Source organism: Kitasatospora sp. NBC_00070 (assembly GCF_045041205.1).
Lineage (GTDB): Bacteria > Actinomycetota > Actinomycetes > Streptomycetales > Streptomycetaceae > Kitasatospora.
In genome coordinates this window covers 1696799-1721180 of record NZ_CP108247.1, presented here as the reverse complement: position 1 = coordinate 1721180, position 24382 = coordinate 1696799, and the positions used below count along the sequence as shown (strand labels likewise).

General features: G+C 72.0%; 26 protein-coding genes and 1 riboswitch. Of the genes, 13 read left to right on the top strand and 13 right to left on the bottom strand.

Annotation, left to right across the window (positions count from 1 at the left end):
* Positions 1-32: 32 nt before the first annotated feature.
* Complete coding sequence (locus OHV05_RS07985; RefSeq protein ID WP_405017025.1) at positions 33-1367, bottom strand: class II 3-deoxy-7-phosphoheptulonate synthase; 1335 nt, start codon at positions 1365-1367, stop codon at positions 33-35.
* 301 nt (positions 1368-1668) lie between these two features.
* On the opposite strand from OHV05_RS07985, the gene OHV05_RS07980 reads away from it, so the two are divergent.
* Positions 1669-3603, top strand: coding sequence for an anthranilate synthase family protein (locus OHV05_RS07980; RefSeq protein ID WP_405017024.1), 1935 nt, complete (start codon positions 1669-1671; stop codon positions 3601-3603).
* 54 nt (positions 3604-3657) lie between these two features.
* Here OHV05_RS07980 and OHV05_RS07975 read toward each other — a convergent pair whose 3' ends face one another.
* Positions 3658-5025, bottom strand: coding sequence for an FG-GAP-like repeat-containing protein (locus OHV05_RS07975; RefSeq protein WP_405017023.1), 1368 nt, complete (start codon positions 5023-5025; stop codon positions 3658-3660).
* Between the two features lie 222 nt (positions 5026-5247).
* A complete protein-coding gene (locus OHV05_RS07970) occupies positions 5248-6243 on the bottom strand; it encodes a LuxR C-terminal-related transcriptional regulator (protein ID WP_405017022.1) in 996 nt (331 codons plus the stop codon).
* 161 nt (positions 6244-6404) lie between these two features.
* Here OHV05_RS07970 and OHV05_RS07965 point away from each other — a divergent pair, with 161 nt between their 5' ends.
* From OHV05_RS07965 to OHV05_RS07950, 4 genes are all read left to right on the top strand, one after another.
* Entirely contained in the window at positions 6405-6761 is a 357-nt protein-coding gene (locus OHV05_RS07965) for a hypothetical protein (RefSeq protein WP_405017021.1), read from the top strand.
* A 141-nt stretch (positions 6762-6902) separates the two neighbouring features.
* Entirely contained in the window at positions 6903-7058 is a 156-nt protein-coding gene (locus tag OHV05_RS07960; protein WP_405017020.1) for a hypothetical protein, read from the top strand.
* A gap of 117 nt (positions 7059-7175) precedes the next feature.
* A complete protein-coding gene (locus OHV05_RS07955) occupies positions 7176-8393 on the top strand; it encodes a VCBS repeat-containing protein (protein WP_405017019.1) in 1218 nt (405 codons plus the stop codon).
* 78 nt (positions 8394-8471) lie between these two features.
* Positions 8472-9512 carry a transglycosylase family protein gene (locus OHV05_RS07950; RefSeq protein ID WP_405017018.1) on the top strand — a complete coding sequence of 347 codons (1041 nt, stop codon included), beginning with the start codon at positions 8472-8474 and terminating at the stop codon, positions 9510-9512.
* 12 nt (positions 9513-9524) lie between these two features.
* Here the strand turns inward: OHV05_RS07950 and OHV05_RS07945 are convergent, their stop codons facing one another.
* The 3 genes from OHV05_RS07945 to OHV05_RS07935 are packed head-to-tail and all read right to left on the bottom strand — an operon-like array spanning position 9525 to position 12211.
* On the bottom strand, positions 9525-10178 hold the full coding sequence (locus tag OHV05_RS07945) for a response regulator (protein WP_405017017.1): 654 nt from the start codon (positions 10176-10178) through the stop codon (positions 9525-9527).
* Positions 10179-10219: 41 nt separating this feature from the next.
* Positions 10220-11383 (bottom strand): MacS family sensor histidine kinase, encoded by a 1164-nt coding sequence (gene macS, locus OHV05_RS07940; RefSeq protein ID WP_405017016.1) that lies wholly within the window; start codon positions 11381-11383, stop codon positions 10220-10222.
* Between the two features lie 21 nt (positions 11384-11404).
* Positions 11405-12211: a lysophospholipid acyltransferase family protein gene (locus tag OHV05_RS07935; RefSeq protein ID WP_405021411.1), complete on the bottom strand. Its 807-nt coding sequence runs from the start codon at positions 12209-12211 to the stop codon at positions 11405-11407.
* Positions 12212-12415: 204 nt separating this feature from the next.
* Between OHV05_RS07935 and OHV05_RS07930 the strand changes: the two genes are divergently transcribed.
* The gene (locus tag OHV05_RS07930) at positions 12416-13216 is read left to right on the top strand and encodes an alpha/beta hydrolase (protein ID WP_405017015.1); all 801 of its coding nucleotides are present in this window, start codon (positions 12416-12418) and stop codon (positions 13214-13216) included.
* Between the two features lie 16 nt (positions 13217-13232).
* Positions 13233-13799, top strand: coding sequence for a hypothetical protein (locus OHV05_RS07925; protein WP_403038440.1), 567 nt, complete (start codon positions 13233-13235; stop codon positions 13797-13799).
* A gap of 7 nt (positions 13800-13806) precedes the next feature.
* On the opposite strand, the gene OHV05_RS07920 is transcribed toward OHV05_RS07925, so the two are convergent.
* The 5 genes from OHV05_RS07920 to thiO all read right to left on the bottom strand — a co-directional run bounded on the left by OHV05_RS07920 (position 13807) and on the right by thiO (position 18134).
* Positions 13807-14961: a low temperature requirement protein A gene (locus OHV05_RS07920; protein ID WP_405017014.1), complete on the bottom strand. Its 1155-nt coding sequence runs from the start codon at positions 14959-14961 to the stop codon at positions 13807-13809.
* A gap of 72 nt (positions 14962-15033) precedes the next feature.
* Positions 15034-15777: an endonuclease/exonuclease/phosphatase family protein gene (locus tag OHV05_RS07915; RefSeq protein ID WP_405017013.1), complete on the bottom strand. Its 744-nt coding sequence runs from the start codon at positions 15775-15777 to the stop codon at positions 15034-15036.
* 187 nt (positions 15778-15964) lie between these two features.
* Entirely contained in the window at positions 15965-16762 is a 798-nt protein-coding gene (locus OHV05_RS07910; protein WP_405017012.1) for a thiazole synthase, read from the bottom strand.
* A 5-nt stretch (positions 16763-16767) separates the two neighbouring features.
* On the bottom strand, positions 16768-16986 hold the full coding sequence (gene thiS / locus OHV05_RS07905; RefSeq protein ID WP_403038432.1) for a sulfur carrier protein ThiS: 219 nt from the start codon (positions 16984-16986) through the stop codon (positions 16768-16770).
* Positions 16983-18134 (bottom strand): glycine oxidase ThiO, encoded by a 1152-nt coding sequence (gene thiO / locus OHV05_RS07900; protein WP_405017011.1) that lies wholly within the window; start codon positions 18132-18134, stop codon positions 16983-16985. The genes thiS and thiO overlap by 4 nt, the downstream gene beginning before the upstream one ends.
* Positions 18130-18243: riboswitch (TPP riboswitch) on the bottom strand. Its footprint overlaps the gene before it by 5 nt.
* A 77-nt stretch (positions 18244-18320) precedes the next feature.
* On the opposite strand from thiO, the gene OHV05_RS07895 reads away from it, so the two are divergent.
* From OHV05_RS07895 to thiE, 3 genes are read left to right on the top strand one after another with little or no spacing between them, the layout of a single operon-like run.
* Positions 18321-19508: an NAD(P)/FAD-dependent oxidoreductase gene (locus OHV05_RS07895; RefSeq protein ID WP_405017010.1), complete on the top strand. Its 1188-nt coding sequence runs from the start codon at positions 18321-18323 to the stop codon at positions 19506-19508.
* A 21-nt stretch (positions 19509-19529) separates the two neighbouring features.
* Positions 19530-19889, top strand: coding sequence for an Rv2175c family DNA-binding protein (locus tag OHV05_RS07890; RefSeq protein WP_184920711.1), 360 nt, complete (start codon positions 19530-19532; stop codon positions 19887-19889).
* Positions 19889-20533, top strand: coding sequence for a thiamine phosphate synthase (gene thiE / locus OHV05_RS07885; protein ID WP_405017009.1), 645 nt, complete (start codon positions 19889-19891; stop codon positions 20531-20533). Before OHV05_RS07890 ends, thiE begins: the two co-directional genes overlap by 1 nt.
* 148 nt (positions 20534-20681) lie before the next feature.
* Here the strand turns inward: thiE and OHV05_RS07880 are convergent, their stop codons facing one another.
* Entirely contained in the window at positions 20682-21788 is a 1107-nt protein-coding gene (locus OHV05_RS07880) for a polyprenyl synthetase family protein (RefSeq protein ID WP_405017008.1), read from the bottom strand.
* Positions 21789-21939: 151 nt separating this feature from the next.
* Here OHV05_RS07880 and metF point away from each other — a divergent pair, with 151 nt between their 5' ends.
* Entirely contained in the window at positions 21940-22854 is a 915-nt protein-coding gene (gene metF, locus OHV05_RS07875) for a methylenetetrahydrofolate reductase [NAD(P)H] (RefSeq protein WP_403038418.1), read from the top strand.
* Between the two features lie 92 nt (positions 22855-22946).
* Positions 22947-23630: a hypothetical protein gene (locus OHV05_RS07870; RefSeq protein ID WP_405017007.1), complete on the top strand. Its 684-nt coding sequence runs from the start codon at positions 22947-22949 to the stop codon at positions 23628-23630.
* 7 nt (positions 23631-23637) lie between these two features.
* Here OHV05_RS07870 and OHV05_RS07865 read toward each other — a convergent pair whose 3' ends face one another.
* Positions 23638-23892 (bottom strand): DUF2630 family protein, encoded by a 255-nt coding sequence (locus tag OHV05_RS07865; protein ID WP_405017006.1) that lies wholly within the window; start codon positions 23890-23892, stop codon positions 23638-23640.
* A 127-nt stretch (positions 23893-24019) separates the two neighbouring features.
* Here OHV05_RS07865 and OHV05_RS07860 point away from each other — a divergent pair, with 127 nt between their 5' ends.
* Positions 24020-24376, top strand: a complete 357-nt coding sequence (locus tag OHV05_RS07860; RefSeq protein ID WP_405017005.1) for a tetratricopeptide repeat protein — start codon at positions 24020-24022, stop codon at positions 24374-24376.
* Positions 24377-24382: the final 6 nt, after the last annotated feature.

Below are 24382 nucleotides of genomic sequence, written 5' to 3'. Positions count from 1 at the left end.
GGAAAGCGGAGGGGCCTTCGTCACATCGGGGGTCAGTGACCCCGGTACAGCTCCGCCACCTGGAAGGCCAGGTCGAGCGACTGGCTGCGGTTCAGCCGCGGGTCGCAGGCCGTCTCGTAGCGCTGGTGCAGGTCGTCGACCAGCACCTCGTCGCCGCCGCCGACGCACTCGGTGACGTCGTCACCGGTGAGCTCGACGTGGATGCCACCCGGGTGGGTGCCGAGGCCGCGGTGCACCTCGAAGAAGCCCTGGACCTCGTCCAGCACGTCGTCGAACTTCCGGGTCTTGTGACCGCTGGACGCCTCGAACGTGTTGCCGTGCATCGGGTCGCAGATCCACACCGGCTGGGCGCCGGATGCGGTGACCTTCTCCACCAGGGTGGGCAGGTGCTCGCGGACCTTGCCCGCACCCATCCGGGTGATGAAGGTGAGCCGGCCGGGCTCGCGCTCGGGGTCGAGCTTCTCGATCAGGGTGAGCGCCTCGTCGACCGAGGTGGTCGGGCCGAGCTTCACACCGATCGGGTTGCGGATCCTCGAGGCGAACTCGATGTGCGCGTGGTCGAGCTGACGGGTGCGCTCACCGATCCAGACCATGTGGCCGGAGACGTCGTACAGGTCACCGGTGCGCGAGTCGACGCGGGTCAACGCCGTCTCGTAGTCCAGCACCAGGGCCTCGTGCGAGGAGTAGAACTCGACCGTCCGGAACTCTTCCGGGGCCACCCCGCACGCGTTCATGAAGGCCAGCGCGTTGTCGATCTCACGCGCCAGCTGCTCGTAGCGCTGCCCGGCCGGGGAGTTGCGCACGAAGTCCTGGTTCCAGGCGTGCACCTGGCGCAGGTCGGCGTAACCACCGGTGGTGAAGGCCCGGACCAGGTTGAGCGTCGCGGCGGAGGCGTTGTACATCCGCTTGAGGCGCTCCGGGTCCGGGATCCGGGACTCGGGAGTGAAGTCGAAGCCGTTGACCGAGTCGCCCCGGTAGACCGGGAGGGTCACGCCGTCCCGGGTCTCGGTCGACTTGGAGCGCGGCTTGGAGTACTGCCCCGCGATCCGGCCGACCTTCACGACCGGCACCGAGGCCGCGTACGTGAGTACGGCGGCCATCTGGAGCAGGGTCTTCAACTTGTTTCGGATGTGGTCGGCGGAGACGCCGTCGAATGCCTCGGCGCAGTCGCCGCCCTGCAGCAGGAACGCCTCACCACGCGCGACGGCACCGAGCCGGGCGCGCAGCTGGTCGCACTCGCCGGCGAAGACGAGCGGCGGATACGAGGCGAGGTCCGCAAGAGCCTTGCGCAGCGCCTCTTGATCCGGCCATTCAGGCTGCTGCGCCGCGGGCAGGGACTGCCAGGAGTGCTGATTTGTCACGGTCACGGGGACAAGGCTACGGGTTTGTGACCGAAACTCCGGCACACCGCCCGATGGGTGAGACACCTGATGGACAATGAGCCGAACAGCCTCAGCTGTCCGGGATTTGGGTTAGGCTCAGGCCCGTGAACGCACCGCACACCTTCTCCTGGTGGTGGACCAACCCCTTGGGTGGTCCACGAGTTGAGCGTTCCTAGACGCACACGACGGCCGCCCTTCGGGGCGGCCGTCGGCGTTTGAGGAGTCGGACGGCCCTCCCGGAAGCGGATTCCCACCCCGCACCCCTCCCGGAAGGACCAGTCGAACCGTGACCAGTCTCACCTCGCTGCTGCACCGCCTCTCCGCCGCCGACGCCCCCGCGTACGCGCTGCTGCACCGCCGCGCCCCCCGGCACGCGCCGGACACCGTCGAGGTGCTGATCGGCACGGCGGGCGCCTACGACGAGCTGGCCGACCTGCCGGTGCCGCTCGGGGCGCCGGTCGGCGGCGCGCGGCACGACCTGCTCGCCCTGGTCCCGTACCGGCAGATCCGCGAGCGCGGCTTCGAGGCGCACGACGACGGCACCCCGCTGCAGGGCATCCGGGTCGAGGAGCAGTACACCTTCCCGCTGGCCGAGGTGCTGGCCGCACTGCCGGAGCGGCCGATCTCGCTCACCGGCGGCTCGTTCGACATCGACGACCGGGCGTACGCCGAGATCGTCCGCACCGTGATCGCGGACGAGATCGGCCGGGGCGAGGGCGCCAACTTCGTGATCCGGCGTGACTTCACCGCGCAGCTGGACGACTTCGGCCCGGCCACCCCGCTCAGCCTGTTCGGCCGGCTGCTGGACCAGGAGCGCGGGGCGTACTGGACCTTCCTGGTGCACACGGGGGAGAGGTACCTGGTCGGCGCCTCGCCGGAGGTCCACGTCCGGCAGAGCGGCGGCACCGTGGTGATGAACCCGATCTCCGGGACGTACCGGTATCCGGCCTCGGGCCCGGGCATCGACTCGCTGCTGGCGTTCCTGAACGACCCCAAGGAGCTGGAAGAGCTCACCATGGTGGTCGACGAGGAGCTCAAGATGATGTGCACCGTCGGCGACCTCGGCGGCCAGGTGCTCGGCCCCCGGCTCAAGGAGATGGCCCACCTCGCGCACACCGAGTACGAGCTGCGCGGCCGGACCTCACTGGACGTCAGGGAGGTGCTCAAGGAGACCATGTTCGCCGCCACCGTGACCGGCAGCCCGGTGCAGAACGCGACCCGGGTGATCAAGCGCTACGAGCGCACCGGCCGCGGCTACTACTCCGGCGCGCTGGCCCTGATCGGCCGGACCGCCAGCGGCGGGCAGCAGCTCGACTCACCGATCTGCATCCGCACCGTCGACATCGACCTCACCGGCGGCCTGGTGGTCCGGGCCGGCGCGACCCTGGTCCGGCACTCCGACCCCGACTCCGAGGTGGCCGAGACGCACGCCAAGGCGGCCGGGGTGCTCACCGCGATCGGGGCCCGTCCCGCGCCCGCCCACCACGCGGCCCGCAAGGGGGCCAGGGTGCTGGCCGACGACCACCGGGTGCAGGCGGCGCTGGACTCCCGGCGCGGCCGGCTCGCCCCGTTCTGGCTGCGGATGCAGCAGCCCGCCACCGTCACCGCCGAGCTGGAGACCCTGGTGGTGGACGGCGAGGACACCTTCACCTCGATGCTGTCCCACCTGCTCACCTCGCTCGGCCACCGGGTCCGGGTGCTCCGCTTCGACACCCCCGGCCTGCGCGAGCTGGTGGCGGCCCATCAGGGACCGCTGGTGCTCGGCCCCGGCCCGGGCGACCCGGCCGACCCGGCGGACGCCAAGATGGCGATCCTGCGGCCGATCGTGGCCGAGGCGCTGGCCGCCGCCCGCAGCGGCGCCCGGACCGCCCCGCTGCTCGCGGTCTGCCTGAGCCACCAGCTGGTCTCGGCCGAACTCGGCCTGCCGCTGGCCCGCAAGGACGTCCCCTACCAGGGCGCCCAGGAGAACATCGACCTGTTCGGCACCCGCCGGACGGTCGGCTTCTACAACACCTTCACCTCGCGCTGCACCGACGCCGACGCGGCCCGGCTGGCCGCCGAGGGCATCGAGGTGGCCCGGGCCGACGACTCCACCGACGTGCACGCGCTGCGCGGCCCGGGCTTCGTCACCCTGCAGTTCCACCCCGAGTCGGTGCTGACCCGGGACGGCGTGGTGCTGGTCGCCGAACTGCTGGAGAGCATGGGCGCGTTGGCGGTCTGACGCGCGGCGGCGCCGGGCGGAGGATCCACCCGGCGCCGCGAGGACGAGCCTCGGTCAGATCAGGTTGTTGACCGGGGCGAAGGTGCCGCTGGTCAGCATGGAGTAGCCGCTGCTGCTGATGGTGCCGTTGCCGTTGCCCGACCACTGGAGCAGCTGGCCGTCGGTGAGCTTGCCGGCGATGTCCACCTTGCCGTCGTTGTTGTAGTCCCCTGCGACCAGGTCGCTGACCGAGGCGAAGCTGCCGCTGGTCAGCATGGAGTAGCCGCTGCTGCTCACGGTGCCGTTGCCGTTGCCCGACCACTGGAGCAGCTGACCGTCCGACAGCTTGCCCGCCACGTCGGCCTTGCCGTCGTTGTTGAAGTCCCCGGCCACCATGTCGCTGACCGTGCCGAAGTTGCCGGTCGAGACCATCGAGTTGCCGGCGGCGCCGTTGACCGTGCCGTTGCCGTTGCCCGCCCACATCAGCAGCTGGCCGTCGGTGAGCTTGCCGGCGATGTCCACCTTGCCGTCACCGTTGAAGTCGGCCGCGAGCAGGCCGCTCACCGCGGCGAAGCCGGTGCCGGGCCACATGGCGTAGCCGCTGGCGCTGACCGTGCCGTTGCCGTTGCCCGCCCACATCAGCAGCTGGCCGTCGGTGAGCTTGCCCGCCACGTCGGTCTTGCCGTCACCGTTGAAGTCGGCGGCGACCAGGTCACTGACCGGGGCGAAGTTGCCGGTCGGGACCAGGGAGTAGCCGCTGCTGCTGATGGTGCCGTTGCCGTTGCCCGACCACTGGAGCAGCTGGCCGTCGGTGAGCTTGCCCGCGATGTCCACCTTGCCGTCACCGTTGAAGTCGACGCGGGAGGCGGCACCGCCGTTCGGCGGGGTGACCGCGTCGTCGATGACCTTGTTGTAGCGCAGGGCCTTGTAGTCGCCGTTGGGGTGCGAGTCGAAGGTGGCGGCGTTGATGGAGATGCCGGTCCGGTGCTTCACCGGGGTGGACCCGAAGGAGTAGTAGGAGAAGGTGGTGTGGGCGGCGTCGTCCCACTTGTCGAACAGGATGACGTGGTCGTTGAAGCTGTTGAGGATGTCGCCGGCCTTGAGGTCGGCGCGGGAGATCTCGTGTGCGTAGCCGGGCAGCTCCCGGGTGCTGGGGTTGGGGTTGGTGCCGAGGTGCCAGGCCATCGAGACGTAACCCGAGCAGTCGGTGCGGTAGTTGCGGCCCGAGGAGTCGGTGTAGTTGCCGCCCTGGTTGTACTGGAGGCCCTTGTCGAGCCAGTACTGGGCCCGGGAGATGATCTCGCTGCGGGTGATCTGGCCGTCCACCGAGGAGGTCGCGGCCTGGGCCACCGTGGTGGTGAACGCGGTGGTGGCGATCGCACCGGAGGCGGCGATCGAGGCGGCGAGAGCGATCCGGACGAACTTGGAGACCTTCGAAGACATGGCGATACCCCTGAGTGGCGAAGACGAGTGAGTGGGGTCGACACGGCTGTCCTGCAGGAACAGCCGGGTCCGACCAGGCGCCGGGGGCTTCGGCCGGTGTTCCCGGCCTGCCTCCCTGGCGGCGATCACTAGCTTCGTCGCAGCTCAACGGGGTTGGAAGAGCTTCTGGGTGGACGGAACGGGCCCTGGCCCGATCCGTCCACGGGGCCTCGCTCCGGGCGGCTACCGGGAGCTGGGCAGCCAGCCGTCCTGCACGGCCCGGACGCCGGCCTCGAACCGGCTGCGGGCCCCGAGCCGCTCCATCAGGTCGGTGGCCAGGCGGCGGGCGGTGCGCGGCGAGACCCCCAGGCGCTTGGCGATCGCGTCGTCGGTGTGCCCCTCGGCGAGCAGCCGGATGGTGGCCGACTCCTGTGCGGTGAGCCCGTGCCGGTCGGCGGACGCGCCCTCACCGAGGGGCTGCGCCCCGGCCCAGACCGACTCGAACAGGGCACACAGGACGGTCAGGGTGCCCTGCCCGGTCAGCACCACGGCGCCCGCCGCGGTGTCGTCACTGCTGACCGGGATGACGGCGGTGCTGCGGTCAGCGATGATCATCCGGGTCGGCAGGGTCGGCGCCGTTCTGACCAGACCACCGCGTTCGGTCAGCCAGTTGACGTACTCCACGGTGTGCGGGCTGTTGCGGACGCTGTCCAGGTAGACGGTGCGCATCCGGACCCCGCGTTCCAGCAGTTCCTGGTTGAGCGGCCTGGCGGAGTCGATGTGCTCGGGCTTCTGGGCGCCCTCCGGGGCGAAGGTCATCACCTCCTCGCGGAGCTCACGGCCGATCCTGGACAGCCGGTCGCGGATCTGGTCGATCCCGACCAGCTGCTCCACGCCCGGGTGGCTGCCGGTCGGCCGTAGGTCCGCGTACTCGGCGATGAGCTGCGCGGCTGCGGCGCGGGAGGCCTCGATGCGGAGCTGCTGGGCGGCGAGCTCGGCCTGCTGACGGGACATCAGGATCTCCATCCCGATGTCGGGGGAGACCGCGCGCAGGGTGCCAGCCCGTTCGCCGGAGGGGCGCAGCAGGGCCAGCTCGCTGAGCGTGTCCAGGGCGTGCCTGATCTCCTCCTCGGGCCGGCCCAGGCGCTCGGACAGGGCCGTCACACCGTCCTGCGGATGCGCGAGCATCGTCCGGTAGACCGCTTCCGACGTACTGTCCAGCCCCAGTGTGGTGAGCACCCGTTCCATCCCCCGGTAGAGAACTTGCGTTCGATACGCACGCGATCATTACACGCGAGGGCGGTGGGGGACCACCCTGTTCTGGCCGTTTCGGGCCTGGGCCGGAACCGTCCAGGTTGATCCCCTTCACGACGTTTGCCCAGTTCGGGACTCTTGGGCGCATGTACCTCGTGCACACCGTTCTCACGCCCGGTCGGACCGGCGGCCCATTGCCGGACGGGGCCCGCGAGATCCTCCGGGCCGCGCTCAGGCCCGAGGACCGCATCGAGCACCTCGTGCTCCACTCCGGCGCCGAGTCCGCCGCCGTGCTGGGCGCCTACCTGCTGGCCGACAGCCTGGCGGAGGCCGAGAGCAGGGCCGCCCTGTTCTGCCACCACGCCCTGAGCACCCTGCCGCAGTTCGCCGGGTGGGGAGCGGAGCCGTCCACGGTGCCGATGGTCGCGCCCTTCTACGAGCGACTGCTGGCCGCTTCCGGCCTCGATGGACGGAACGGTCCAAGGCCGTTTCCGTCCACCTGAAAGCTCTTCCACCCAGGCTGACCTGCGACGAAGCTGGTACTCGCCAGCAGGGAACACCACCCGGACGGCAATCGGACGAAGCGTCACCGCGGACCGCTGAGCCCGAATCCACGCACTCGCACTCATCCTTGAGGATTCATCATGCTTCGCACCGTCATCGCCAAGACCGCCGCGGCTGCCACCATCGCCCTCGCCGTCCTGCTGCCGCTCACCGCCGCCGGGACCGCCACCGCCGCCACGACCGCCGCCAAGCCGGCCCCCGTCGTGGTCACGGCCAACGACCTGATCTGGGGCTGACCGAGCCGTCCCACCCCCGCTACGCCGCGCCGACCGCTGCTCCTGCAGGGCAGCCGTCCGACGTGCGGCCGGCCCACCTCACTTGTCTGCACCTCGTACTCCATGGGGAGTTCTGCCATGTCTTCTAAGGTCTCCAAGTTCGTCCGGATCGCTCTCGCCGCCTCGATCGCCGCCTCCGGTGCGATCGCCACCACCGCGTTCACCACCACGGTGGCCCAGGCCGCGACCTCCTCGGTGGACGGCCAGATCACCCGCAGCGAGATCATCTCCCGGGCCCAGTACTGGCTCGACAAGGGCCTCCAGTACAACCAGGGCGGCAACTACACCGACTCCTCGGGCCGCAACTACCGCACCGACTGCTCGGGTTACGTCTCGATGGCCTGGCACCTCGGCACCAACCCCAACCCCAGCACCCGGGAGCTGCCCGGCTACGCACACGAGATCTCCCGCGCCGACCTCAAGGCCGGCGACATCCTCAACAGCTTCAACGACCACGTCATCCTGTTCGACAAGTGGGACGACGCCGCCCACACCACCTTCTCCTACTACTCCTTCGGGTCCACCCCGGTGAAGCACCGGACCGGCATCTCCATCAACGCCGCCACCTTCGACTCGCACCCCAACGGCGACTACAAGGCCCTGCGCTACAACAAGGTCATCGACGACACCGCGACCCGCACCGGTGTGTACCACCCGCAGACGCAGGTGTTCTACGAGGGCAACAACGCCGGTGGGACTGTTGGTTCGGCGATGTTCGGGAACCCCGGGTGGAAGCCGTTGACGGGCAACTGGGACGGTGTCGGCTCGGCGAGCGTCGGGGCGTACGACGCGGCGACGGGGACGTTCTACCTGTCCAACGACAATGCGTCGGCGGCTGTTTCGGTGAAGTTCGGAAACCCCAACTGGGTGCCGATCAGCGGCGACTGGAACGGTGACGGCAAGGACAGCATCGGGGCGTATGACCCGTCGACGTCGAAGTTCTACCTGTCCAACGACAACAGCACGCTGGCGACCAGCTTCGTCTACGGCAGCCCGGGTGACCTCCCGGTGGCCGGTGACTGGAACGGCGACGGTGCCGACGAGGTCGGTGTCTACCACCCCGCCAACCAGACCTTCTACCTCGGTGACATCTCCGGCGGCACCTACGCCGTGACGACCTTCGGCAACCCGGGCTGGCTGCCCGTCGTGGGCGACTGGGACGCCAACGGCACCTCCACCGTGGGTGCGTACGACCCGGCGACGTCGAAGTTCTACCTGTCGAACGACAACCTGAACGCCGCGACCAGCTTCGTCTACGGCAGCCCGGGTGACGTCCCGATCACCGGCGCCTGGTAGTCCGTTCCCCCTTCATTCCCCGCTGCCGGGTGGCTGACGTACCGCCACCCGGCAGCTCCTTGCGAGGAGTCAGCACCGATGTCCCGTACCACCCATGCCGTCACCGCCCTGTCCCGTCCGCTCGCCGTCGCCGCGGTGGCGGGTCTGATGCTGGCGGCCCAGTCCCCGGCGCAGGCCGCTTCGGTCGCGACCTGGGACAAGGTCGCCCAGTGCGAGAGCGGTGGTGTCTGGAACATCAACACCAACAACACCTACTACGGCGGCCTGCAGATCAGTCTGCACAACTGGCAGTACTACGGGGGCACCAGCTACGCCGCCCGCCCCGACCTGGCGACCAAGCAGCAGCAGATCCTGATAGCCGAGAAGATCCTCGCCGACCAGGGCGCGGGTGCCTGGAGCTGCTCCCCGGGCACCGGCCTGGCGACCGACCATGCCGACCCGTACCCCACCGCGGTGACCCGCGTCGGTGTGTACCACCCGCAGACGCAGGCGTTCTACGAGGGCAACAACGCCGGTGGGACGGTCGGTTCGGCGGTGTTCGGGAACCCTGGCTGGAAGCCGTTGACGGGCAACTGGGACGGTGTCGGCTCGGCGAGCGTCGGGGCGTACGACGCCTCGACGGGGACGTTCTACCTGTCCAACGACAATGCGTCGGCGGCAGCGTCGGCGAAGTTCGGAAACCCCAACTGGGTGCCGATCAGCGGCGACTGGAACGGTGACGGCAAGGACAGCATCGGGGCGTACGACCCGTCGACGTCCAAGTTCTACCTGACCAACGACAACAGCACGCTCGCCGCCAGCTTCGTCTACGGCAGCCCGGGCGATCTCCCGGTCACCGGCGACTGGAACGGTGACAACAAGGACGAGGTCGGCGTCTACCACCCGGACAACCAGACCTTCTACCAGGGCGACCTCTCCGGTGGCACCTACAAGGTCTCGAAGTTCGGCAACCCGGGCTGGCTGCCGATCACCGGCGACTGGGACGCCAACGGCACCTCCACCGTGGGTGCTTACGACCCGGCGACGTCGAAGTTCTACCTGTCCAACGACAACCTGAACGCCGCGACCAGCTTCGTCTACGGCAGCCCGGGCGACCTCCCGATCACCGGCACCTGGTGACCTGGGCGGGGGTCAGAGCGTGTCGTCCAGGCCCTGTTCGATCGCGTAGCGGACCAGTTCGACCCGGTTGTGCAGCTGGAGCTTGCCGAGGGTGTTCTGCACGTGGTTCTGCACCGTGCGGTGGGAGAGCACCAGGCGGTCGGCGATCTGACGGTACGACAGGCCCTTGGCGACCAGCCGGAGCACCTCGGTCTCCCGGGCGGTGAGCTGCGGGGCCGAGGGGGCGGACGGGCCGGTGGCCAGCCGGCGGAACTCGCCGAGCACCAGGCCGGCCAGGCCCGGGGTGAAGACCGGTTCGCCGAGGGCGGTCCGGCGGACGGCGTCGATCAGCTCGTCCCGGTGGGCGGACTTGAGCAGGTAGCCGGTGGCGCCGGACTTCACCGCCTCCAGCACGTCGGCGTGCTCGCCGCTGGCGGAGAGCACCAGTACCCGGACCGCCGGGTCCTGGGCGACCGCCTGTCGGCAGACCTCGACGCCGGGCAGGGTGGGCAGGTTGAGGTCGAGCACGATCACCTGGGGGCTGCTGGCGCGGGCCCGGCGGACCGCCTCCTCGCCGTCGCCTGCGGTGGCCACCACGTCGAAGCCGGCCTCGGCCAGGTCCCGGGAGACCGCCTCGCGCCACATCGGGTGGTCGTCGACCACCATGATCCGTACCTGACCGTCCATCGGCCCTCCCGGTCTCTGCAGCGAAGCGGCGGGCGCCGAGCCTATCCGGCCGACCCGGCCCGGCGGGCGCGGGGCACCCGCAGTTCGATCTCGACGCCCTCGCCCGGGGCGGAGTGCAGCTCGGCGCTGCCGCCGAGGTCGAGCAGCCGGCCCCGGATGGACTGCGAGACGCCGAGCCGGCCGGCCCGCTCCGCCTCGGCCAGCCGGCCGGCCGGGTAGCCCGGGCCGTCGTCGCGGATGCTCACGGTGACCGTCCCCGGCTCGTCCTCGACCAGGATCCAGGCCCGGGCGGACCCGCCCGCGTGCCGGCGGACGTTGTCCACGGCGGCGCCGACGGCGGCGGACAGCTCGGCGGCGACCCGGGCGGGCAGCCGGACCGGGGAGGCCGGGGCGGACAGCGTGATCCGGTCGTCGGCGTACCGGCCGAGCAGCGGCAGCAGGTCCTGCTCGCCGCCGTCGGCGGCCACCGGCTGACCGCCCGTCATCAGGGTGCGCAGGGCGCGTTCCTGTTCGCCCGCCAGCCGGCCCAGCTCGCCGAGGTCGCCCTCGCGGCGCTGGACCAGGGCGAGCACCTGGAGCACCCCGTCGTGGATGTCCCGGGAGAGCCGCTCGCGCTCCCGGGAGGCGGCCTCGACCTGGAGCGCCTGGGTGAGCGCGGCCTCGCTGGCCCGGGCCAGTTCGATCACGTAGCCGATGGCGCAGCCCGCGGCCATCAGCAGCACGATGTTGTGCAGGTTGTCCGGGGTGATCCCGCCGTGCCCGGCGATGTTGGCCACCCCGACCACCGCCCCGGCGAAGGCCGCCCAGCGCCAGCCGCCCTTGCCCGCGAAGCCGAGCACGGTGCCCGCCGCCCAGATGGTCGGCAGGGTGGGGGCGCCGGCCAGGATCCGGGCGGGGGAGTCGATCACCCCGCTCATCACGATGCCGGTGACCGCGAAGGCCAGGTCGGTGGCCAGCACGTACCAGGTGCAGCGCTGCGGTCCGGCGAAGGACCGGGTGCTGGCCAGCGTCCACAGGGTCAGCGCGCCGAGGAAGATCCAGCCGGAGACCGGGTGCAGGAAGTCCCGGTAGGAGCCGAAGTAGCGGAGCACCGCGTACGTCAGCGCCATGATCCGGAAGAAGGTGATGGCCCGCCAGAGCGGCATCTCGACCGACATGCCCCCGGCGGCCACCGAGCCGCCGTACCCGGGCCGGTGATCGGCCATCGTCCCCCCTCGGTCGGCCGACTACTCGGCCGTGGTGTCCTTCTGGTCCTGCTCGGCCTGCTCGGCGGCCTCGGCCTCGGCGGCCTTCTTCTCGGCCTCCTGCTGGGCCTTGACCGCCTTCTGCTCGGCCTTGCGCTCGGCGTCGGTGCGCTTCTTGTCCTCGGCCATCTGGCGCTTGGCGGCGGTCGCGTAGATGTCGACGTACTCCTGGCCGGACAGCCGCATGATCTCGTACATCACCTCGTCCGTCACCGAACGGAGGATGAAGCGGTCGTTCTCCATGCCGTGGTAGCGGGAGAAGTCGAGCGGCCGGCCGATCCGGATGCCGGGGCGGACGCCGAAGTTCGGCACCACCTGGCCGGGCGGCTGGACCTTCTCGGTGTCGATCATCGCGACCGGGATCACCGGCGCGCCGGTGGCCAGCGCGACCCGGGCCAGGCCGCCGACCTTGCCCCGGTAGAGCTTGCCGTCGGGGGAGCGGGTGCCCTCGGGGTAGACCCCGAACAGCTCGCCCCGCTCGATCACCGCGACGGCGCTGCGGATCGCCGCCTCACCGGCGCCCCGGACACCCGAGCGGTCCACCGGGAGCTGGCCGACGCCCTTGAAGAAGGCGGCGGTCAGCTTGCCCTTGAGACCGGGGGTGTTGAAGTACTCCGCCTTGGCGATGAAGGTCACCCGACGCTTCATCAGGGCAGGCAGGAAGAACGAGTCCGAGAACGACAGGTGGTTGCTCGCGATGATCGCGGGGCCGTCGTCGGGGATGTTGTCGGCACCCTCGATCCAAGGCCGGAAGAAGATCCGCAGCAGCGGTGCGACGATCATCTTCATCAGTCGGTAGAACAACCGGGGCCTCCTGTTGTGCGGACCGGTCGATCCTAATGCTTCCGGCAGGCCCCGCAGCACCGGCGGGGCTGTACGAGTCGACGCCGACCATGGGACGATTCGGCTGCCAGTGCCAGAAGTCGCTGCCAGAGCCCGCTGCCGATGCCCCGTCAGGGCCCGGACGGCTCCGTACCGCGAAGGAGCCCGCTGATGCCGTTGCTGCCCGGAGCCGAACCGTTCCGTCACCTGGGGGGCCGGGTCGGCGTGCTGTTCGTGCACGGCTTCACCGGCTCGCCGCAGTCGCTCCGGCCCTGGGCCGAGGAGTTCGCCGCCGCCGGGTACTCGGTCTCGGTGCCGCTGCTCCCCGGCCACGGCACCCGCTGGCAGGACATGCAGCTGACCCGCTGGGAGGACTGGTACGCCGAGGCCGAGCGGGCCTTCGAGGAGCTGTCCGCCGACTGCGACCAGGTCTTCGTCTGCGCCCTCTCGATGGGCGGTGCGCTCGCCCTGCGGCTGACCGCCCGCAAGGGCGTGGCGGTGGCCGGACTGGTGCTCGTCAACCCGTCCGTGCGTTCCGACAACCCCGCAAGTGTGCTGTTGCCGGTGATCCGGCACCTGGTCCCGAGCCTGCCCGGGGTGGCGAACGACATCGCCAAGCCCGGCACGCACGAGCTCGGCTACGACCGGACGCCGCTGCATGCCGCCTGGTCACTGGCCCGACTGTGGAAGACCGTGCAGGCCGAGCTGCCCGACGTACGCCGTCCGGTCCTGCTGCTGCACAGCCCGCAGGACCATGTGGTCTCCCCGGCCAACTCCGAGTTGGTGCTGGCCCGGATATCCTCGACCGATGTGACCGAGCTGCTCTGCGAGCGCAGCTACCACGTGGCCACGCTGGACCACGACGCCGGACTGATCGTCGAGGCAAGCCTCGACTTCGTCCGGCGGCTGACCCCGGCCGCCCACGCGGAGGCGAGTGCCGTGGACGCGAGCGCCGAGGACCACCTGGGCTGAAGGGCCGGCAGTGCAGATGAACAACACCGCGGGCGACGACGAGGAACTGCCCCTGGACGGCCGGGCGAAGCCCGAGCCGACCGGGGAGTCCGACCCGCCCGCACGCCGCCCGGTCGGGGGGAGCCAGGCCGAGCAGGACGCGATCTTCGCCGCGCTGGTGGCGCAGTTCGACGACCCGGTCGACCTGAACAACCCGGAGTGGCCGGAGATCGAGAACCTCCGGGCCAAGGAGGTCAAGCGCCCTCCCGAGCTGGACGACCTCGCCCCGCAGCCCCGCCCCCGCCCGGCCACCGGCGACCCACGGAGCTACGTGGCCGCCGAGGACCCGGACGAGGGCCACTACGTCCCGCCGGAGCCGCCGCCGCTGCCGCCGATGGACACCACCGCCAGGTTCGCCTGGCTCGCGGTGCTCGGTGGCCCGGCGCTGCTGCTGTTCGACGTGCTGGTCTGGCGCGAGGTCTCCGGCTGGCCGGCCTGGGTCGGCGTCAGCGCCTTCCTCGGCGGCTTCGTCACCCTGGTGGCCCGGATGAAGGACCGTGACGAGGACGAGCCGGAGGACCCGACCGGCGGCGCGGTGGTCTGACGGACGGTCAGGCCGTCGCCTCGCCGTACGCCCGGTTCCGGCTGAGCTTGGAGAGCTTGGCCAGCAGCAGGACCAGGCCCGCCGCACAGCCCACCGCGCCCCAGGCCGGCAGGGCCAGGGCGGCGGGCAGCAGCAGGCCGACCGTCAGCACCAGGCAGGGACCGTACCAGCGCAGTACGGTGCCCAGGCCGTCGCCGAAGCGCAGCGAGATGGCGGCGTTGGCGGTGTAGAAGGCCAGCACCCCGCCGCAGAGCGCCCAGCGGGCACCGGGCGGCAGGTGGTGGTCCGGTTCGGCGACGGCGGTGCCGAGTGCGGCGGCGATCACCGCGATGCCGGAGACCAGTACGAACGGCAGGTACATCACGGTGTCCCGGATCGCCCGGACGGCGTGGCCGCTCTGGGCCCGGAGCAGGCCCCGGGCGGCGGTGCCGGTGCCCCAGGTGAAGAGGATCAGGGCCAGCTCGGCGGCCACCAGGAAGCCGAACAGGGCGGCCAGCGCGGACAGTCCGGTGAAGTGCTCGGCGAGCGCGGACACCGTGGTCAGGACGCTCTCGCCGAGCACGATGACCATGAACAGGCCGATCCGCTCGACCAGGTGCTCGACCGTCAGCTCGTCGTAGAAGCCCTCGGTCATCCCGGTCTGCACCACCAGCAGCACCACCTCCAGCGCCATCGACACGCCCCAGAGCACGAACCGCCAGGGGCCGGGCACCGCCGCCGAGACCGCCCAGATCAGCGCGGGCACCAGGCAGTAGAGCATCGGCCGCCAGAGCGGCAGCGGGCTGCCCGGCTGCCGGGCCCGGCCGAGCCAGAGCACGAAGAACAGCAGCCGGATCCAGGCCGCACCCAGCGCGTACGCCCAGGCCCGGTCGCCCAGGCCCTCGGGGGCGGCGGCCGCCATCAGGCCGAGGCCGGGCATCGCGGCGAGCAGCACGGTCCTGACCCGGCCGCTGCCGGAGCCGAACACGTTCACGGTCACCATCAGGTTGACCCAGGCCCACCAGGCCGGGAAGAACAGCACCAGGAAGGTCCCGAACTCCTTCGCCCCGGGATCGCCGTGCAGCCCGTGCGCCAGCACACTGACCGTCACCACGAAGACCAGGTCGAAGAAGAGCTCGAACCAGTCGGCGTGGTGGTCCTCCTGCTCCGCTGCTTCACTCATCCGCCCACTGTGCGGACCGCCCGCCCGGTGGGCCCGGCAGGCGCACGGGCGGCGGCGGGCGGAATGACCCGTCTAGCCGGGTGGCAGCCTGAGCACCGCGAGCAGCGGCAGGTGGTCGGTGGCGGTCAGCAGGTCGGCCGGCGCGACGCCCGGCAGTTCGTGCGGGACGCCGCAGGCCAGCACGGTGACGTCGGGGGAGGCGAAGACGGCGTCGATCCGCTGGTACGGGTCGGCCGGCACCGAGGTGTTGGTGCCGCCCCAGGGCGCCACCACATGGCCGTCCCGGTAGGTCGCCGCGAGCCGCTGCCAGCCGGGGCCGTCCGGGTGCTCGTTGAAGTCGCCCGCGATCACGGCGGGTTCGTCCGGCCCGGCCTGGCCGGGCAGCAGGGCGAACTGCTTCAGCCGCTCGTCCTGGTCCAGGCTGAGGTGACAGCTGGTCAGCACGAACGGCACCGAGCGGCCGATCCGGACCTTCGCGGTGGCGAAGCCGCGGGCGTGCAGGCCCCGGGTCTTCGGCAGCAGCCGGTCCCGGACCGCCAGCACCTCCACCGCCAGCCGCCCGAGCAGCAGCGGCCCGGCGGCGGCCCGGCCGCCGCCGGAGAGCACCACCGTGCCGGTCCGCCGGGCCAGCCAGGCGGCCTGCCCCTCGGGCCGCCAGTACCGGGGCGACTCCTGGATGCAGACCAGGTCGGGGCGGCAGGCCCGGATCACCCGGACCAGCGCCTCGCGGTCGTCCCGCAACGAACGGACGTTGTAACTGAGCAGCCGGACCACCTGCGCCCCGTCGGGCTCGGTTCCGGACTCGGGGAGGACCACCCGGCCGATGCTAGTGCCGCGCCCGGCAAGGTTCACCCCGTCACGCCGCCCGGCACGCACTTTCGCCGCACCGGGCGAAGGCCGGAGTAGGTCCGCTACGCGTGGCCTCCGCCCGGCACGCCGAGAGCACGCACCGAACCACGCGACGGGGTAACCCTTGCCGGGCACGGCACTAGGTGCCCCGCCGTCAGAACGCGGGCCGTTCGCGGGTGTCGAGGTCGGCGCGGCCCGCCATCGCGGAGGAGGCCTCGGCGTGGAAGCGGCGCGGGATGCGGCCGGCCCGGAAGGCGAGCCGGCCCGCCTCGGTGGCGCGGCGCATCGCGTCGGCCATCAGCACCGGCTCCTGGGCCCGGGTGACGGCGGACGCCAGCATCACCGCCGAGCAGCCCAGCTCCATCGCCAGCGCCACGTCCGAGGCGGTGCCCGCGCCCGCGTCCAGGATCACCGGGACGCCCGCGGCCGCCACGATCAGCTGGAAGTTGTGCGGGTTGCGGATGCCCAGGCCGGAGCCGATCGGCGAGCCGAGCGGCATGATCGCGGCGCAGCCGACGTCCTCCAGCTTGCGGGCCAGCACCGGGTCGTCGTTGGTGTACGGGAGCACCGTGAAGCCGTCGTCGACCAGCGTCTCGGCGGCGTCCAGCAGCTCGATCGGGTCGGGCAGCAGGGTCCGCTCGTCGGCGATCACCTCCAGCTTCACCCAGTCGGTGCCGAGCGCCTCGCGGGCCAGCCGGGCGGTCAGCACGGCCTCCCCTGCGGTGTAGCAGCCGGCCGTGTTGGGCAGCACCCGGATGTTGTTGCGGGTCAGCACGTCCAGCACCGAGCCCTGGGTGCCCGGGTCGACCCGGCGCATCGCGACGGTGGTCAGCTCGGTGCCGGAGACCCGGAGCGCCTGCTCCAGCACCTCCAGGCTGGGGGCACCGCCGGTGCCCATGATCAGACGGGAGTTGAAGGTGACCCCGGCGATGGTGAGGGTGTCGTCGGCCATGGCGGTCAGCCTCCCTGGACTGCGGTGAGGATCTCGACCCGGTCGCCGGCGTCGAGTGCGGTGGTCGCCCAGACGGAGCGCGGCACCACGGCCTCGTTCAGCGCGGCGGCCACGCCGGTCGGGGCGGTGCTCAGGGTGGCGACCAGCTCGGCCAGGGTGGTGCTCGGCGGCACCTGGCGGGGGGTGCCGTTGACGGTCAGGGTCAGCTCGGTCAAGTCGTTCATGCGGCGGCCTTCGGGGTGAAGCGGCTGGGGGAGAAGGGGGCGGCCAGCGCCGGGACGGCACCGGTGGCCAGGTGTTCGGCGATCAGGTCGGCGGTCACCGGGGTGAGCAGCACGCCGTTGCGGTAGTGGCCGGTGGCGGCGACCAGGCCGGGCAGCGCGGTCGGGCCGAGCAGCGGGGCGTTGTCCGGCGACCCGGGCCGCAGGCCCGCGCCGGTCTCCACCAGCGGCAGCTCGGTCAGCCCGGGGACCAGCTCGTGCGCGTCCCGGAGCAGCTCGTAGACACCGCCCGCCGTGACGGTGGTGTCGTACCCCTGCTCCTCGCTGGTCGCGCCGATCACCAGCTCGCCGTCGGCCCGCGGCACCAGGTAGATGTGCTGCCCGCGCACCACGGCCCGGACGTTGCGGGACAGGAACGGCGCGTACCGCTCCGGGATCCGCAGCCGCAGCACCTGCCCCTTCACCGGACGCACCGGCGGCAGCACCCCGGCGGGCAGTCCGGGCAGCAGGTGGCTCTGCGGGCCCGCCGCCAGCACCAGCTGAGCGGCCGTCAGCTCGCCGCCGGTGCTCAGCCGGACGCCGGTGGCCCGGTCCTCCTTGACCAGTAGCCCGGTGACCGAGGCCCGCTGCAGCGTGACGCCGGAGCGTTCGCAGGCCAGCACCAGGGCGGCGGCCAGCCGTCGGCCGTCCACCTGGTGGTCGCCGGTCACGTGCAGGCCGCCCCGGACACCCGGGGCCAGCATCGGTTCGAGCCGCCGGCACTCCCGGCCGGTCAGCCAGTGCGACTCCAGGCCCAGCCGCTGCTGGAACGCGTGCAGCTCGCGCAGCTCGGCCCGGTCGTCGGAGTCCAGCGCGACGGCCAGCGTGCCGGTCTCGCGGTAGCCGGTGTCCAGCTCGGTCAGGTCGGCCAGCTCGGCGACGAAGTCGCGGTAGCGGTCGTTGGAGGCCATCCCCAGCCGGAGCAGCGGCTCCTCGCCGTACTGCAGCTCGGTGACCGGGGCCAGCATGCCGGCCGCGACCTGGGCCGCGCCCCGCCCGTGCTCCGGGTCGACCACGGTGACCCGGAGTCCGCGCTGCGCGGTCCGCCAGGCGACCGCCAGGCCGATGATGCCGCCGCCGATGACCAGCACGTCGCTCTCGGTGCGTGTCACAGTACTTCGCTCTCCCTTCGCCGGAATGACCCGGATCAGGTTCGGACGGTCGCAGGCCGCAGCAGCCCGCCTCTCAGCCCGGTGCACCGGGCTCCCGTGTAACGCCACCCACCATATCCCCGGCCCCGGGCAGCCCGGCGGCCACTGTTCGACGGGCGGACGACTGTGGTGGGTAGGGTGACCGACGTGGCAGAGCTGACGGGTGGACAGGTGGTCGTGGTCGGCAGCGGCATGGCGGGAGCGCAGAGCGCGCTGGCCCTGCGGCAGGGGGGCTGGGCCGGGCCCGTCACCCTGCTCGGCGCGGAACGGGAGCTGCCGTACGACCGGCCGCCGCTCTCCAAGGACGTGCTGCTCGGGCAGCGCGACAGCACCGTGCTGGACGTCGACTGGACCGGTGTCGACCTGCTGCCGGGCCACCGCGCGACCGGCCTGGAGCCCGGCCTGCTGCACACCGACCGGGGCTCGCTGCGGTACGACGCCCTGGTGATCGCGACCGGTGCCAAGCCGGTCACCCTCCCCGGCGCCCGGACCCTGCGCACCCTGGACGACGCACTGACGCTGCGGGCGGGCCTGCGGCCGGGGCGGCACCTGGTGCTGGTCGGCGCGGGCTGGATCGGCGCCGAGACCGCCACGGTGGCCCGGCAGCTCGGCTGCGAGGTGACGGTGGTCGAGGCCGCCGCGACGCCGCTGGCCGGGGCGCTGCCCGCCGAGCTCGGCGGCCTGATGACGCAGTGGTACGCGGACGCCGGGGTCGAACTGCGCTGCGGGGTCGGGGTGGCGGCGGTCGAGCCGGGCGCGGTGCTGCTGGCCGACGGCACCGAGCTGGCCGCCGACGAGGTGGTGGTCGGTATCGGCGCCCGCCCCGCCACCGGCTGGCTGGCCGGTTCGCCGGTGGAGCTGGACCGGGCCGGGGCGATCCTGACGGACGATCGGCTGCGCACGTCGCTGCCCGGGGTCTGGGCGGCCGGCGACTGCGTCGCGTACCCGTCCGCCCGGCTGGGCACCCGGGTGAACGTCCAGCACTGGGACCACGCGCTGCAGTCCGGCCGGGCGGTGGCCGCCTCGGTGCTCGGGGCGGGCACGCCGTACGACCCGGTGCCGTACTTCTGGTCGGAGCAGTTCGGACGGATGGTGCAGTACGCCGGGCGGCACGCGCCCGGCGACCGGATGCTCTGGCGCGGCTCGGCCGAGGACCCGGCCTGGACGGTGCTCTGGCTCCGGGACGGGCGGCTGACCGGGCTGCTCTCGGTGGACCGGCCGCGCGACGTCAACCAGGCGCGGAAGCTGATCGAACGCGGGGTCCTACTGGACCCGGTGGCGGCCGCCGACCCGTCGGTGCAGTTGAAGGCGGCGGTCGGCCCGAATCCGCTGTGAGATTCTGGTGCCGTGAGCGAGATGACGTCAGAGAAGATCGAAGCCCTGGTCCCCGCGTGGATGTACCTGCCCGACATCAGTGAGCAGTGGGGTGTCCCCGTCACCGAGGTCCGGGACATGGTGAAGTCCGGAAAGCTGATCGCGGTCCGCCGCGGTCCGAACAAGTCCCTCCAGGTGCCCGCCGCCTTCATCGACGGCCCGGGCCTGGTCAAGCACCTCTCCGGCACGCTGACGCTGCTGCGGGACGCCAAGTTCACCGACGCCGAGATCATCGACTGGCTGTTCACCGAGCAGCCCTCGCTGCCCGGCAGCCCGATCGAGGCCCTGGTGGAGAACCGCGGCACCGAGGTCAAGCGCCGCGCCCAGGCGGAGCTGATCTGATGACGGACGCCCGCACGCGGCTGGCCGATGCCCGGCTGTACCTGTGCACCGACGCCCGCCGCGAGCAGGGCGACCTGCCGGAGTTCCTGGACGCCGTGCTGGCCAACGGGGTGGACATCGTCCAGCTCCGGGACAAGGGCCTGGAGGCGAAGCAGGAGCTGGAGTACCTGGAGGTCTTCGCCGACGCCGCCCGCCGGCACGGCAAGCTCTTCTCGGTCAACGACCGGGCGGACGTCGCGCACGCCGCCCGCCCCGACGTCCTGCACCTCGGCCAGGACGACCTGCCGGTGCCCGCCGCCCGGGCGATCCTCGGCGACGAGGTGATCTTCGGCCGGTCCTGCCACGCCGGGTCCGAGGTCGACGCGGCCCTCACCGAGCCGGGCGTCGACTACTTCTGCACCGGCCCCGTCTGGCCCACCCCCACCAAGCCCGGCCGCCACGCCCCCGGCCTCGACCTGGTCTCGTACGCGGCCAAGGCCGTGACGGACCGTCCGTGGTTCGCGATCGGCGGCATCGACCTGGGCAACCTCGACCAGGTCCTCGCGGCCGGCGCCACCCGGGTGGTCGTGGTCCGCGCCATCACCGCCGCCGCCGACCCGGGCGCAGCCGCCGCCGAACTGTCCCGCCGGATCCGTTCCCACTGAGGCCAGGTGGCACTGTCCAGGTGCTCGGGGAACTGCGAGGAGATCTGGCGCCGGGGTCACTGCGAAAGTGCCTGACACTTACGTACGGATCTCCATTTTCGGGGCCGGCGTCGCAGTTCCCCGAGCCCCTGGTGGTGCACCTCGTGCCCTAGTACTTGCGGACGGTGGCCGCTTCGGCCAGCGCCAGCAGGGTGGCCCGGGTCGGGCCGGCGGCCAGTGGGGCCGCGTCGAGGGCGTCGAGGGACTGGGCCATGAGTTCGTCGATCCGGCGTTCGACGGTTTCGGCGGCACCGCTGCGCTCCACCAGCCGGCGGAGCACCGGCACCTCGTCGGCCGTCAGGTCGGCCGCGCCGAGCCGCTCGTCCAGCTGGACGGCGTCCGCCTTGGAGAGGCCCCGCATGGCGTGGGCGATCAGCAGGGTGCGCTTGCCCTCGCGGAGGTCGTCACCGGCCGGCTTGCCGGTGACGGCGGGGTCGCCGAAGACGCCGAGCAGGTCGTCCCGGAGCTGGAACGCCTCGCCCAGCGGGAGGCCGAACGCCGAGTAGGCGGCGACCAGTTCGGGGCTCGCCCCGGCCAGCAGGGCGCCGACCTGGAGCGGGCGCTCGATGGTGTACTTCGCCGACTTGTAGTGCAGGACGGTCTGCGCCCGCTCCAGCGCACCCTCGTCGGCGGAGTCCCCGGCGACCGGCTCCAGCACGTCCAGGTACTGACCGACCATCACCTCGGTGCGCATCAGGTCGAAGGCCGGCTTGGCGGCGAGCACCCGCTCGGCGGGCAGGCCGGAGCGCAGGAAGAGCTCGTCGCACCAGATCAGCAGCAGGTCGCCGAGCAGCACCGCCGCCGAGGCCCCGTACTGCTCCCGGTCGCCGCGCCAGCCGCGCTCGCGGTGCAGCGCCTCGAACCTGCGGTGGATCGAGGGCAGGCCGCGCCGGGTGTCGCTGCGGTCCATCAGGTCGTCGTGCACCAGGGCGCTGGCCTGGAGCAGTTCCAGGGCGGCGGCCGCCCGGGGGATGCCGGTGGAGTCGGCGGCGCCGCCCGCTCCGCGCCAGCCCCAGTAGCAGAAGGCGGGCCGCAGCCGCTTGCCGCCGTCCAGCAGGAACTCGCGCAGTGCGTCGGCGGCGGGCGTCAGCTGGGCGGAGACCGTGGCGAGCAACTCGGTCTGCTCCGCCATGAAGACCGCCAGCGCCGCGTTGACGCGCTCGCGGACGGCCTCCACGTCGATGGGGCTGACCGGCCGGGCGGTGGGCGAGGGCACGATGGACTCCGGAGTCGAGGAGGGGGTGACGATCAGCCTAACCGGGCCGGGTCAACGCCCGGAGCGTGCCCGTCCACCGAACGGGGAGTGGGTGTCTCAACCCGTGGACTTCGATTGTCAGGCCCTTCGCGTGCCGGGCTAATCTGCCAGCATGGCACTCGGTATCCCCTCCACCAGAACAGACCGGGCGGAGACCGTCCGCGACCTGCTGGCGGCAGGCGACCGGTCCTTCTCCTTCGAGTTCATGCCGCCGCGGACCGAGGCCGGTGAGTCCAAGCTCTGGGACGCCATCCGCCGGGTCGAGTCGCTGGACCCCAACTTCGTCTGCATGACGTACGGCGCGGGCGGCTCCTCGCGCGGACGGACCGTCAACCTGGTCGGCCGGATCGCCACCGAGACCACGCTGACCCCGGTCGCGCACCTGACCGCGGTGGACCACTCGATCGCCGAGCTGCGCAACATCATCGGCCAGTACGCGGACGAGGGTGTCCGGAACGTGCTGGCGGTCCGGGGCGACCCGCCCGGCGACCCCGAGGGGGAGTGGGTCCGGCACCCGCAGGGGGTCGAGTACGCGTACCAGCTGGTCGAGCTGATCAGGAGCATCGGCGACTTCTGCGTCGGGGTGGCGGCCTTCCCGTCGATGCACCCGCGCTCGGAGAGCTGGGACGACGACATCCGGCACTTCGTGGCCAAGTGCCGGGCCGGTGCCGACTACGCGATCACCCAGATGTTCTTCGAGGTCGAGGACTACCTGCGGCTGCGCGACCGGGTCGAGGCGGCCGGCTGCTCGACGCCGATCATCCCGGAGATCATGCCGGTCACCAACATCCGGCAGCTCACCCGCTTCCCGCAGCTCTCCGGTTCGGCCTTCCCGCCCGAGCTGCAGAGCCGGTTCGAGGCGGTCGCCGAGGACCCGGAAGCGGTCCGCGCGATCGGCATCGAGCACGCCACCGCGATGGCCGAGCGGCTGCTCGCCGAGGGCGCGCCGGGGTTGCACTTCATCACCCTCAACCACTCCACGGCGACCCTGGAGATCTACCAGAACCTCGGGCTGCACCAGCGCTGAGCACGGTTGCCCCGGGGAGGTGGGCCGCGGGCCCGCCGAGCCTGTACAGTCGCCGCAACGCGCGGGGGTCGGTGACGTTGGAGGTCGCGGGTATGGGCATCGGGTTCCTGTTGCTGTACGCCGCGCTCGCGGTGGTGGCGCTCTGGCTGGTCGCCGAGCTGCTGCTGCAGAACCGCGCCCCGCTGCACTGGCGCGCGCTGGCCCTCGGCGGTTTCCTCGCCGTGGTGGCCGGGATGGCGCTCTCCTCGGTGCTGGTGATCGGCGCCGGAGCCGCCCTGTTCGCGGCCGGCCAGGTGCTGGTCACCCTCTCGGTCAAGCGCGGCTACGTCGCGGGCTGGTCGCTGCGCCGGGCCGACGGCGCGCTGCCCGGACCGCTGGCGAAGGTACCGCTGCTCAGCGCCGCCACCGGTGGCGAGCCGGCCGAGGCCGCCGAGGTGGTCCCGCAGGTCGGAGAGGTCGGCCCGGTCGAGCCCGAGCAGGCGCCGGTGGCGTACGAGTTCGAGCAGATGCAGGAGCTGGCCGCCGAGCCGGTCGCGGAGGAGAGCGTCTACGCCGCCGGGTACTACCAGCAGCCCTCCTACGACCAGGGCTACCAGCAGCCGCAGTACGGCTACGAGCAGTACCAGTACCAGGACCAGTACGCGCAGCCTCAGCAGCAGGCGCAGTACTACGACCAGGGGTACCAGCACCAGGAGTGGCAGCAGCCGGCCGTGCCGCAGCAGTACCACCCGGAGCAGCCCGAGCAGCAGAACTGGAACTACCAGCAGCAGATCTGACCACCGGTCAGGACTCGTAGCCCTCGACCTCGGCGGCCGGGCGGACCCGTGCGGTACCCGGGTCCTCGCCGAACTCGGTCCTGGCCCGGCGCTGGCGCAGCAGGTCCCAGCACTGGTCCAGCTTGACCTCCAGCGCGGCCAGCTCGGCCCGGGCGGCGGCCTCGTCGGCGGTGCCGTCCGCGATCCGGGCGCGCAGCAGCTTCTCGGCGTCCACCAGCTCGCCGATCGAGCCGAGGATGTCGGCGTTCTCCTGGCCGGTCATGAGGGCCTCCTGGGGTGTGGGCTGCGGACACGGTTCATCCTCGGCCCCGGCCCGGCCCGGCGCATGCCGGGAACACCCGGACGGCCGCCTCGGTTGACCTGGCCGGAATCGGAAGGAGACCCACCCCATGAGCTACCAGGAGTTCCAGCGGGCCACCCTGTTCTTCGACTCGAAGGACTACAGCGGCGCGGCCGAGATCCTCGCCCCGATCGTCGAGGCCGACCCGGCCAACCGGGCCGTGGTCGAGCTGCTCGGGCGGTCCTACTTCCACAGCGCCCGGCTCGCCCCGGCGGAGCTGACCTTCCGGCGGCTGATCGAGCTGGACCCGGGCAACGGCTGGGCGTACGAGGTGCTGGGCCGGACGCTGGAGCGCCAGGGCCGGGACGACGAGGGTGCCCGCTACCGCAAGCTGGCCCGGGCGATGGGCGAGCCCGGGTCCGAGGGTGCGGTGTACGCGGTGCGGGCGGCGAACCTGGTGGAGTAGCGGCCG